This window comes from Vreelandella neptunia (assembly GCF_034479615.1).
Classification (GTDB): domain Bacteria; phylum Pseudomonadota; class Gammaproteobacteria; order Pseudomonadales; family Halomonadaceae; genus Vreelandella; species Vreelandella neptunia.
This window is the reverse complement of record NZ_CP140255.1, coordinates 1,174,742-1,186,315: the sequence shown is the minus strand read 5'-3', so window position 1 is coordinate 1,186,315 and position 11,574 is coordinate 1,174,742. Positions and strand designations below refer to the sequence as shown.

The 11,574-nt window shown below is 56.8% G+C and carries 10 protein-coding genes; 3 read left to right on the top strand and 7 right to left on the bottom strand.

What is annotated here, in order from left to right:
• Nucleotides 1-80: 80 nt before the first annotated feature.
• From SR894_RS05435 to SR894_RS05425, 3 genes are all read right to left on the bottom strand, one after another.
• Nucleotides 81-1,580 (bottom strand): ATP-binding protein, encoded by a 1,500-nt coding sequence (locus tag SR894_RS05435; protein WP_223287801.1) that lies wholly within the window; start codon nucleotides 1,578-1,580, stop codon nucleotides 81-83.
• Entirely contained in the window at nucleotides 1,577-2,302 is a 726-nt protein-coding gene (locus SR894_RS05430; RefSeq protein ID WP_009287305.1) for a response regulator, read from the bottom strand. The genes SR894_RS05435 and SR894_RS05430 overlap by 4 nt, the downstream gene beginning before the upstream one ends.
• A gap of 134 nt (nucleotides 2,303-2,436) precedes the next feature.
• Entirely contained in the window at nucleotides 2,437-3,234 is a 798-nt protein-coding gene (locus SR894_RS05425; protein ID WP_223287802.1) for an HAD family hydrolase, read from the bottom strand.
• Between the two features lie 173 nt (nucleotides 3,235-3,407).
• On the opposite strand from SR894_RS05425, the gene SR894_RS05420 reads away from it, so the two are divergent.
• The gene (locus tag SR894_RS05420; RefSeq protein ID WP_223287803.1) at nucleotides 3,408-5,348 is read left to right on the top strand and encodes an exoribonuclease II; all 1,941 of its coding nucleotides are present in this window, start codon (nucleotides 3,408-3,410) and stop codon (nucleotides 5,346-5,348) included.
• Between the two features lie 84 nt (nucleotides 5,349-5,432).
• Here SR894_RS05420 and SR894_RS05415 read toward each other — a convergent pair whose 3' ends face one another.
• Nucleotides 5,433-6,548: an extracellular catalytic domain type 1 short-chain-length polyhydroxyalkanoate depolymerase gene (locus SR894_RS05415; protein ID WP_223287804.1), complete on the bottom strand. Its 1,116-nt coding sequence runs from the start codon at nucleotides 6,546-6,548 to the stop codon at nucleotides 5,433-5,435.
• 23 nt (nucleotides 6,549-6,571) lie between these two features.
• The gene (locus SR894_RS05410; protein ID WP_133731112.1) at nucleotides 6,572-6,988 is read right to left on the bottom strand and encodes a CopG family transcriptional regulator; all 417 of its coding nucleotides are present in this window, start codon (nucleotides 6,986-6,988) and stop codon (nucleotides 6,572-6,574) included.
• A gap of 278 nt (nucleotides 6,989-7,266) precedes the next feature.
• Here SR894_RS05410 and SR894_RS05405 point away from each other — a divergent pair, with 278 nt between their 5' ends.
• Together SR894_RS05405 and SR894_RS05400 are read left to right on the top strand one after the other, a co-directional pair.
• Nucleotides 7,267-8,385, top strand: a complete 1,119-nt coding sequence (locus SR894_RS05405; RefSeq protein ID WP_223287805.1) for an N-acetylglucosaminyl phosphatidylglycerol synthase — start codon at nucleotides 7,267-7,269, stop codon at nucleotides 8,383-8,385.
• Nucleotides 8,363-9,388, top strand: coding sequence for a glucosaminyl phosphatidylglycerol flippase (locus SR894_RS05400; RefSeq protein ID WP_223287806.1), 1,026 nt, complete (start codon nucleotides 8,363-8,365; stop codon nucleotides 9,386-9,388). Before SR894_RS05405 ends, SR894_RS05400 begins: the two co-directional genes overlap by 23 nt.
• A gap of 105 nt (nucleotides 9,389-9,493) precedes the next feature.
• Here SR894_RS05400 and sucD read toward each other — a convergent pair whose 3' ends face one another.
• Both sucD and sucC read right to left on the bottom strand, forming a co-directional pair.
• Nucleotides 9,494-10,366: a succinate--CoA ligase subunit alpha gene (gene sucD, locus SR894_RS05395; RefSeq protein ID WP_007111115.1), complete on the bottom strand. Its 873-nt coding sequence runs from the start codon at nucleotides 10,364-10,366 to the stop codon at nucleotides 9,494-9,496.
• Complete coding sequence (gene sucC, locus SR894_RS05390; protein ID WP_088701079.1) at nucleotides 10,366-11,532, bottom strand: ADP-forming succinate--CoA ligase subunit beta; 1,167 nt, start codon at nucleotides 11,530-11,532, stop codon at nucleotides 10,366-10,368. Before sucC ends, sucD begins: the two co-directional genes overlap by 1 nt.
• Nucleotides 11,533-11,574: the final 42 nt, after the last annotated feature.

Sequence of the window (11,574 nt, the reverse complement as noted above, 5' to 3'; positions counted from 1 at the left end):
CGGACGTGCGACATCCAAGAGGTTACGCCAAGGGGAGCGTCAACGGGAGTTACCGAGTACTGCATAGTGTTGGGGTTTTATTACAAACCTGTAATAGTTTCCTGGCGGGGTAGCGAGAGAGTCACCACCAGCCCTCCATTAACATGGTTGACGAGCGTAATATCGCCGCCATGGGCGCGGGCAATATGCCGAGCAATCCCCAGTCCCAGGCCGCTGCCGCCGGTATGTCGGCTGCGCGAGGGCTCCAGGCGAACAAAGGGCGAAAACACCCGCCCCAACTGCTCTTCGGGTATACCTGGGCCGTGGTCACGAATACGCATGGTGACCGCATTACCGTAATCAACGAGTTCCACATCCGCCTGTTTGCCATAGAACACCGCGTTCTCAAGCAGGTTTGCCAGGCAGCGCTTAAGCGCCAGCGGTTTGGCAATCAGCGGTGGAATAGGGTTACCGCTTTTAGTCTCGATAGTGACCTTACCGCCTTGAAGGCTAAGCTCTTCGGCCAACTCTTCGATCAGGTGCGTTAGATCAACGGACGTCGGCTCTTCGTGCAGATCCAGGCCTTTCACCGAGGCCAAGGCGCCTTTAACCAAGCTATCCAGCTCATCCAGTGAGGCGCAAAAGCGCTCGCGCTGATAGTCGTCATCGAGCATCTCAGCGCGCAGGCGCATGCGGGTTAAGGGGGTCTTTAAATCATGAGAAATCGCTGAAAACAGCCGTTCGCGCTCCTCAATCTGCTCGCGAATACGCCGCTGCATACGATTGAACGCCGCGGCGGTGGCGGCCACCTCTTTGGGGCCACTCTCCCGTAGTGGCGGCATATCCAAATCATCGCCCAACTGATTCGCTGCCCGTGAAAGCCGCGCCAGTGGTCGGGTCACGCTGGTAATGCCCAATAGCGAAAGCGCCAGCACACTCAGCAGCACCAGTAACCCGACCAGCAAACGCTCTTCAGAAAGCCAGCGATAGCCGCTGAAAATATCGGGTACGCCCAGCAGCGTGGCAACATAGAGCCAGGTGCCTGGGGCAAGCTCCAGTTGAACCACTAAAATCGGCGGCGAGAGTGGCTCCATCAGCAGGCTGTGCTGCCCCCAGCGGGGCGGCAGGTCGTAAAGCAGTACCTCGTTATTGAGCACTCGCAGGTTTTCCGGGCGGGAGAACTCGACAATCACGTCGTCAATATTGAGCTGCTGGGTGAGCACCGAGCGCACATTGTTCACTACCACCTGTTTTTCCGGTCCCGAGCCGATATCGTCGATGGCCAGCCTGCGTTCGTTGACGCTAACAAAAAAGCGTGTGCCGCCCATATTTCGCAGCTGATCGAGCACGATGTGGCGGTAGTCGACGGGCAGTGAGCGGAAAAACTTCATAGTGGAGGCGATGCTAAACGCCATATTGGTGGAGAGCTCATCAAGCTGTGCCAAGTGGCTGGAACGCACCTGGGAAGTCCAGATGGCGTAGCTGGCCCCTTGGGCGACCAGCACTCCGGCGATCATGATGATCACAAAGCGCCCGCGAAGAGACGCTGGCAGCCAGCGGGATAAGCGTCGCCGGATATGCGCCCACCCCGCCCGGCTCACGTTAATGCATCGACCTGGGCGGTTAACACATACCCTGCCCCGCGCACCGTTCGAATCAGCTGCGAGTGCTGGGCATCTTCACCCAACCGTTGGCGCAAGCGGCAAACGTGGACATCAATGGAGCGGTCAAGCGGCGGCGCGTCCCGCCCCCGGGTAAGCGCGTAGAGATCATCCCGAGTGAGTACCTTCGCCGGGTGCTCCAAAAACACCTGCAATAGCTGAAAATCAGCCCCTGAAAGCGCGGCGCGCTCGCCCTGCAGGTCAATCAACTCGCGGGTCATGCGGTCGAGTTGCCAATTACCAAAACTGACCCAGCGCGCCTGCCCCGCAGGCAACTCTGGTGGAGCACTGCGGGTGCGTCGCAGTACCGCTTTGACGCGCGCCAGCAATTCGCGGGGATTAAACGGCTTGCCCAAGTAATCATCAGCACCCAGCTCCAGACCCAGAATGCGGTCGGTCTCATCGGCGCTGGCGGTAAGCATTATGATCGGCACATCGCTGTGCTTTCGAACATCGCGGCAGATGGTAAAGCCGTCATCTCCGGGAAGCATTAAATCGACAATCAGCAAGTCAGGTGCGTGTTCAGCGCGCAGCGAATGCAGCGCTTGGGCACCGTCCGCCGTAAATACCCGGTAACCGTGGCGCCCCAGGTAGTCAGCGAGCAGTTCACAAATTTCCGGGTCATCGTCGACCACAATCAAAGTAGCAGGGGTTGTCGTCATCTCAGCGGGTTCAGCCCTACGCTATTGTCGTTATTGGGCCTTGATGATGGTCGAGGGGCTGGACAGTAGCAATAGTGCTACGACCAAGGTTGCATTAGCGTTAATCATTGACGAAAGCCATGCGCTCCTTGCGCTTAAATTCCAAACCGCTTTCTCAACCACTTGGCAACGGCGGCCTCACCATGGTGACCGATACGCTCAGCGCCGGTGACACGATCAAATAGCGCCGGGTGAGCATTGGCCATTACCTGGGCTTCCCCTGCTAAATCGAGCATTTCGGTATCGTTGAGATTATCGCCAAACGCTAAGCAATCTGCAGGCGTTAAGCCCAACCGTTCCAGCAGTGATGACAGCGCCACGCCTTTGTTGACCCCGCTGGCCATGATTTCCAGAGAATCAATCGTGGAATAGGTAATATGCAGCCCGTCGCCGTGGGCCTCTTGCGCCTGGGCTTCTAGCTGTTTTAGCGCCTTTGGATCGCCTAGATAGAGCACTTTGCCTACACCATTAGCGTCCATTTGCGCGGGGGGCACGACTTCATAGCCAAACCCGGTAGAAGCGTGAAGTGATAATAAATGTGGAGCCTCTGAATCAATATGCCAGCCGCTTTCACGATAAAGGTTAAGCCGTACTTGAGGCGGACGCGGAAGACCGATCAGCGTCTTTGCATGTTCAGGCGCAAGGTGATTAGCCGCCAGCAGAGTATCTACGGGGTCGTGAATATAGGCGCCGTTGGTGCTGATCAAGTGCGCAGGAATGTCTAACTGATCACGCAACACCTTCATATCGTGGTAGTGGCGACCCGAGGCTAGCGCGACATGATGGCCTTGCTTCACCAATGCTCTGAGTACCTCGACGGTGCTTGCGTGCAGGGTGTGGTCGCTTCCTAATAGGGTTCCATCCAGGTCAGAAACAATCAGGCGAGGTGTCATAGCGCGCTCCGTGAGTATGAATATTTAGCTTAACCGATTCCCTTGAGCGCATGTAAGCCTTTGACTCGCCGTTACCAACGCCAACATCAGGGCCAACATCGCGTAGCGGCAATTGGCGCGGCCTGCGGGAATCCGTATAGTGGCAGCCTAACTCTCGCCAACTGATTGAGCTCATGCTTCAGAATAACTCCATGCTTGCCCAGCTCAAGCAACAGATTCGTCAAACCACCCCCCGTGCTGAAGGGGTGATCAAGGCCACCGACAAAGGTTTCGGGTTTCTCGAAACCGACGACGGTGAATCCTATTTCGTGCCGCCGCCCGCCATGAAGCAGGTGATTCACGGTGATCGCGTGGAAGGCGTGATTCACGAGAACGGTGACAAAAAGTCCATTGAGCCGGAAAAGCTGATTGAAGCGGGTCTTGATCGGTTTGTCGCCCGGGTGCAGAAGCGCGAAGGTCGCCTATCTGTCATCCCCGACCACCCGTCGATTAAAAATATTATCAAGGCGCGGATAAAGAACAGCCTTGATGAAGAGAGCATTGCTGATGGCGATTGGATCGTCGCTCGGCTGGTACGCCATCCGCTAAAAGCCGATGACCGCGCTTTCTTTGCCCAGATTGATGAGCTGGTCGCTAAAAGCGATGACCCGGCAGTGCCATGGCGCGTCACACTTGCACGCCATGCGCTGGAGCAAGAGTGCCCCGATGCGGGCACCGACTGGCCGCTGATCGATGAAGGCCTGACTCGCGAAGACTTAACATCCACGCCCTTCTTCACCATTGATGGTGAGAAGACCCGCGATATGGACGATGCGCTGCACGTCGCTACTCGCGCGGAAGGCGGCTGGCAGTTAAGTGTCGCGATTGCCGACCCCACCGCTTACGTGGAAGAGGGCCATGCGGCCGATTTAGAAGCACGCACCCGCGCTTTTACCGTTTATCTGCCCGGCCAGAACGTCACCATGCTGCCCGAGCAGCTAGCGGATGATCTCTGCTCGTTGTGGGAAGGTAAAGATCGCCCCGCGCTGGCCTGTACGCTGGATATCAATGCCGACGGCAGCATGGGCGAGTATCGCTTTTTTGCGGCGAACGTTAAGTCTCACGCCAAGCTCGTTTACGACAACGTCTCCGACTGGATCGAAGGTCAAGGCGACTGGGCACCTGCGGATGAGATTGCCGAGCAGCTCACCGCACTGCGCGATTTGACCGAAGCGCGTACCGCTTGGCGCAATGAACACGCGCTGGTGTTTAAAGACCGCCCCGACTACGTATTTGATCTCGATCCCGCCGGTAACGTATTAGCGGTGCGCACCGAAGAGCGCCGCATTGCTAACCGCATGATCGAAGAGTCGATGATTGTGGCCAACGCCTGCTGCGCGGACTTCCTGGCCCAGCATATCGGCCACGGTATCTTTAACGTGCACCGTGCGTTCGAGCCGGAAAAAGCCGAAGCCGCCCAGGAGTTTCTGGCAGGTCAGGAAATTGTGGTTGAGCGCGAAGCGCTCACCGAGCTTGCCCGCTACACCGAGCTGAAGCGTGCGCTGGAAAGCCGCGATGACGCTTGGCTGGATGCGCGCCTGCGCCGCTTCCAGGGCTTCACCAGCATGTCGGCTCAGCCCGGCCCGCACTTTGGTTTAGGCTTGGCTGCCTACGCTACCTGGACATCGCCGATTCGTAAGTATGGCGATATGGTCAACCACCGCCTCATCAAGCGCGTGCTGAAAGGCGAACAGGCACCCGCCGAGGCGACCCAGCAGCTCACCGAGCAGTTGACGGAGCGTCGCCGCCTGAACCGTATGGCCGAGCGCGACGTGAAAGATTGGCTCTACGTGCGTTACCTGACCCCCTCAGCGCAGAACCAGGACACCTTTGAGGCCGAGATCATGGCCATCAACCGTGGTGGTATGCGCGTTCGCCTGCTGGAAAATGGCGCGACGGCGTTTGTGCCCGCGCCTTTAATGCACAGTGACCGCAGTAAAGTGGTCATTGATGATAAAGAGGGGCGTATCCAGATCGAAGGCGAAGAGCGTTATAAGCTTGGCGATCCTATTCGGGTAGCACTGACCGAAGCCCGCGAAGAGACTCGCTCGCTGGTGGCTAAACCTGCTGAGTAAAGCGAACGTGTTTAATCGCAAAACCGACAACGGCGCCTAAGGGCGCCGTTGTTGTTTCAATGCAGGCACCCCCGTTTCCTTTTATTAAGCCTGGCGATGCTGAAAAAAGAAACGCAGCATTTCCTTGGTGGCATTGGGGCCTTTCGGGTCGGTATAGCTTCCTTTCGTGCTGCCGCCCGACCAAGCATGGCCCGCCCCGTGTACTCGCCACTGCTCCAGATGCGGTACGCCCTTCGCATTGTGGTAAGTGGTACAGGTGTAGCCGTGACCATTCGCTACCTTCCCCTTCTCTACCGTTGCCCCTGCTTGATGTGATGTGCTGTACTGAGCGGCCACGCGATCCCCATTACTGGGGTGTACGGTGGTGTCGCGGTCGCCATGAAAAATAATCGCTGGCACATTCGACGCCCATCCGGCTCCTTTTGCTTGATTACCGCCACCGAGCGGCCCTGTGCCGCCCTGCATTGCCCCCAAGGCATCGGGAAGACTCTGGGCCACGCCATGGGGCAGCCCAGAGTGCACGCCTACCGCAGCAAAAAGATCGGGATAGGTCATCGCCAGAGTGGTCGCCATGGCGGCGCCTGCCGAGAGCCCTGCCACATAGACACGAGAGGCATCGAGCCCGTAGGTGGCGATAATCTGACGCGTCATGCCCGCCAAAATTGCCGGCTCACCGCCCTCACGCTGCTGGTCTTCGGCCTTGAACCAGTTCCAGCACTTGGAGTTGTTGGCAGTCATCGGCTGGGCCGGATAGAGCACGCAACACAGCTGCTCTTCGGCCAGCCGGTTCATATCGGTTCCAGCAGCGAAATCATCGGGATTCTGCGTGCAACCATGCAGCATAACCACTAGCGGCAGCGCTTGCCCGTGATAGCCGCTGGGGATATACAGCTTGTAATCGCGTGTGCCGACGCGGTTGCTGAAACTACCGGCCGTGAAGGCGCCTGCGTTCGTTTGACGAGCGTGGCCTGAGGCAGAAGTTGGGGCCTCTGACGTTGGTTTGGTTACCGTGTCGTCTTTATCAACAACTTGCCAGGTTCCATCGATGGTATCGCCACCTCGGTAAGCGTTTTCTGACGTTTCCTCTCGCCTGGCTTCGGGCTCGCCGCCCTGAAGGAGAGCCATGGCCTCATGCAGTTTCCCCGCACGGGTGAGTCGCGTTGCTTCTTCCATTCGCTTCGACATAGTGGCGTCGATCATGATCAATGTCCCTATTGAGTGATTCAGTGGATTCGATCCGCCAGGGCGGCCTTGACCGCTTTGCTAGCGTGCAGTGCGCCCAGTACGACCACCGACTCGATGGTGGCAAGAGCTAACTCCGGCGTAACGTCGTCGGCAATACTGGCCATACCCAGAACCTGAATCTGCAATTTCTCCCCTGCCGACTGCAGGGCTTCTAGATCCGCACGACTATAGTGCTCAAGCCCGAGTACAAACGACTTGCGGGTGACGGTCTCTTTAACGACCTCGGCATGGGTCACCAACTGGTTGCGAATGGCGGTGCGAATCAGATCGGTTCGGTTGGAGTAAAACCCCTCCTGAACCAGCAGGTCTATCTGCCCCAGGTCAACGACCCCCAGATTGATGGTGATCTTCTCGCTGGAGTCGCCGCTTTTGCGGCGCAGTTCGTGCACGCTCATAGGTGATGTCTCTTTTGCTCATCATAAAACGCTTATTGATACCTACTAACTGGCAATCACATACCGGTCGCGCATCAATTAACTCTAAATGGAATCCATATAACATCCATATGGCATCCATATGGATGGTTAGAATAGACAATGCCGAGAAATAGTCCAGCTCGAAACCTCAAATACACTTGAATAACAGAAAATAAAAAGCGGGCTCCGTTGTCGCTGAACTGACTTATTTCTCCTTTATGGTGAAACGATGACACTCTTTGGGGTTGGAGGTTAGATTGCACATTGCCGATGTGACGATGTTTCATGCCCCCGCCAGCGGCGGTGTGCGTACCTACTTACAGGCTAAACACCGCGTTTTTTCACACCTCCCACAGCTACGAACCAGCCTGCTGGTTCCGGGAGCAGAGCGCGATAGTTTGGGCGACCACCACACTTTACCGGCGTTACACCTGCCCTTAGGTCAAGGCTATCGCTTTCCGTTACGAGGCTCGCCATGGCGTGATGCCCTGGTCGATCTAAAACCAGACCTTATTGAGGCAGGCGACCCCTATGTAACCGCTTGGGCGGCACTTGAGGCAGGTCAACGGCTCGGTGTGCCAGTGGTCGGTTTCTATCACTCCGACCTCCCACGTCTGATGGGAGACCGCTTTGGGCGCTTCGTTGAGAAACGCTTAACCCGATATGTCACGACGCTTTATAGCCAGTTTGATAGCGTGCTGGCGCCCTGTAACGCCATGGCTAACCGGCTTAGGGATTGGGGCGTCGATAACGTCCGCGTTCAGCCGTTGGGCGTCGATTTAACCCAATTTAACCCCCAGCAGCGTGACGATACTTTCTGCAAAACCATGGGCATACCCAGCGAGAAAAGGCTGCTGATCTTTGTGGGGCGCTACTCCCGCGAGAAAAATATTGATGTACTGCTGGCGACGATGCGCAAGCTAGGCAGCGATTACCATCTGTTGCTAATGGGCCCCGGCATGCCACATCACGTACCCAGCAACGTTACCATTGTGGATCGCTGTTGCGGCGCCCATGAGGTAGCCAAAGCACTGGCCAGTAGCGATGCCCTACTGCACGCAGGCACCCGCGAAACCTTCGGCTTGATTGCTCAAGAAGCCATGGCCAGTGGCATTCCGGTAGTCGCTGCGCGCGCTGGGGCGCTGGCAGAAAACGTGCCGCTGGGAGCGGGTATTTTATGCAAACCGCTTGACCCCATTGCCATGGCAGAGGCGTGCGTGGCACTGTTCAGTAATGATGTCGCCGCCAGTGGGCGCTATGCGCGCCGCCATGTAGAGCGCCACTTCAACTGGGATGGTGTCATGTATTCCCTGCTGGAGCACTATCAGCAGCTTTGCCACGGCAGCCAACCGTATGCACTCCACCAACACCACTAGTCGCCGTCAGCTACTGAAGTGGCGACCCATCCATGGTGTGATGATTGCCTTAGCGCTGATTGCACCACTAGTGCTCACCGCTTGGCTGGGTGGCGTTGAAGCACTGCAGCGCGTCAAACACTTCCCACTTGGGCTGCTGTTATTGATGCTGGTGATGGCCTTTCTGTGCTGGAACCTGAATGCAGCAAGGCTACGTTTGATGCTGGGTGGCCGTGCGGGCAGGCTCGGCCAGCGCGGCGCGCTGGGTATCGAACTGGCGTCCAAGTTTGCCCTGTGCGCCACCCCAGGCGGCAGCGGTGGCCCAGCGACCCTGTTGTTGTTGCTTGCACGGCGCGGTTTCCCGCCTGCCAAGGGCGCGGCAGTGTTCCTGATTGATCAAGGCTGCGACTTACTGTTCTTCCTGGCCATGCTAAGCGGTCTGGTGCTCTTTTCAATGCTAAGCGACACCCAATGGCCACATCAGTCGCTTGTGCAGTGGGCACTGGTAGGATTAGCGTTCATGGCAGCGCTGGTGATTATCGTAATGCGTTATCTACCCAGCCTCTTGCGCTCACCCGGTGTGAACACGCCATGGCCAAGCCGATATCAGCGACGCTGGCTCGTACGGCGCCTCTTGCGCTGTCGGCATGCGTTAAAGGTCACCCTTAAGCTCCCGCTCAGTATACTGATCGCCATGCTAGCGCTGACGACGGCACACTGGCTGATGCGTTATAGCTTGCTCTATTTAGCAGTGCTGGGGGTAGGCGGTCATGCAGATTGGATGTGGACGTTTTTAACGCAAATGCTGGCGATGGCAGCCAGCCAATTTAGTTTTCTGCCCGGCGGCGCGGGTGCCGCTGAGGTAGGCGTGGGTAGCCTGTTGCTGCCGCTAATGGAGCGCGAACAGGCCGCTGCAGCGGTTCTGGTGTGGCGGTTGGTCAGCTACCATTTATATTTGGCGGCAGGCGCACCGCTGTTTGTGCTGTATAGCTACCGAATGCTGCGCCGCTCACCGACGCCATAGCAACATTAGCCATAGAAACATTATCCAGAACAACATTAAATGTGCAGGAATGAATAAGGGCGCCCCTCGGGGCGCCCTTATAGCGTGCAGCTAAACGTCAATGGCTTACCAGCCGGTGACTTCTTTCAGCGCATCACCGATTTCAGCCAAAGAGCGCACGGTTTTAACACCGGCGTCTTCAAGAGCAGCAAACTTCTCGTCAGCGGTGCCTTTACCGCCAGAGATGATTGCGCCCGCGTGGCCCATACGCTTGCCAGGAGGTGCAGTCACACCGGCAATGTAGGAAACCACGGGCTTGGAAACATTAGCTTTGATGTAAGCTGCCGCTTCTTCTTCAGCCGTACCGCCGATTTCACCGATCATAACGATGGCTTCGGTTTTCGGATCCTTCTCGAACATCTCAAGGATGTCGATGAAGTTAGAACCCGGAATCGGGTCACCGCCGATACCTACACAGGTAGACTGACCAAAACCGTGATCAGTGGTCTGCTTAACGGCTTCATAGGTCAGGGTACCAGAGCGAGATACGATGCCTACGCGGCCCGGCTGGTGAATGTGACCCGGCATGATGCCGATTTTGCATTCGCCCGGAGTGATAACACCTGGACAGTTCGGGCCGATCAGGCGTACGCCCAGCTCGTCGCACTTCACTTTGGCTTCGAGCATGTCTAGCGTGGCGATGCCTTCAGTGATGCACACAATCAGCTTGATACCGGCGTTGGCCGCTTCAAGGATTGAGTCTTTACAGAACGGCGCCGGTACGTAGATAACGCTGGCTTCCGCGCCGGTTTTCTCTACCGCTTCTTTCACAGTGTTGAAAACGGGCAGACCGAGGTGCTCCTGGCCGCCTTTACCCGGCGTAACACCACCGACCATTTGCGTGCCGTAGGCAATCGCCTGCTCGGAGTGGAACGTGCCTTGGCCACCGGTAAAGCCCTGGCAGATGACCTTGGTGTTCTTATCGATCAGGATGCTCATTACTTGCCCTCCGCCGCTTTAACGACCTGCTGAGCCGCGTCGGTCAGACTAGTAGCCGCGATGATGTTCAAACCGCTAGATGCTAGTTTTTCAGCACCCAGTTCGGCGTTGTTACCTTCCAGACGTACGACAACCGGTACATTGACGCCTACTTGCTCAACGGCACCGATAATGCCTTCAGCAATCATGTCGCAACGTACAATACCGCCGAAAATGTTAACCAGTACGGCTTTAACGTTGTCGTCAGAGAGGATGATTTTGAACGCTTCTGCAACGCGCTCCTTGGTGGCACCGCCGCCAACGTCCAAGAAGTTAGCGGGCTTGCCGCCGCTCAGGTTGACGATGTCCATGGTGCCCATGGCCAAGCCTGCGCCGTTAACCATGCAGCCGATGTTGCCATCCAGTGCGACATAGTTAAGTTCCCACTTCGCCGCATCGGCTTCGCGCTGATCTTCTTGCGAAGGATCACGCATGGCCTGCAGGTCGGGGTGACGGTACAGTGCGTTGCTATCCAGGCCAAGTTTGGCGTCGAGGCAGTGCAGATTGCCTTCGTCGGTAACAACCAGCGGGTTAATTTCCAACAGCGCCAGGTCTTTGTCGTGGAACAACTGAGACAGACCTAAGAAAATCTTGGTGAACTGTTTGATCTGGTCACCTTTCAGGCCCAGAGCAAAGGCTAGCTCACGCGCTTGGTACGGCTGAGCGCCGACCAGCGGATCGATTTCAGCTTTCAGAATCTTTTCCGGAGTCTCTTCCGCAACCGTCTCGATCTCAACACCGCCTTCAGTAGAGGCCATGAAGACAACACGACGGGTGGTACGGTCGACAACGGCACCGAGATACAGCTCGTCGGCGATGTCAGTGCAGGTTTCAACTAAAATCTTGGCAACCGGCTGACCTTTTTCGTCAGTCTGGAAGGTTACCAGGTTTTTACCTAGCCACTGCTCAGCAAATGCTTTGGCTTCTGCCGGGTCTTTAATCAGCTTAACGCCACCCGCTTTACCACGGCCACCGGCGTGCACCTGGGCTTTAACCACCCACATGTCACCACCGATTTTTTTGCAAGCCTCTTCCGCTTCTTCGGGCGTGTCGACTGCAAAGCCTTTAGACACTGGTAGACCATAGTCGGCAAACAGCTGTTTACCTTGATACTCGTGAAGATTCATCGATTCATGCCATTGGTTGCATGTGACTCGAACGATGATCAG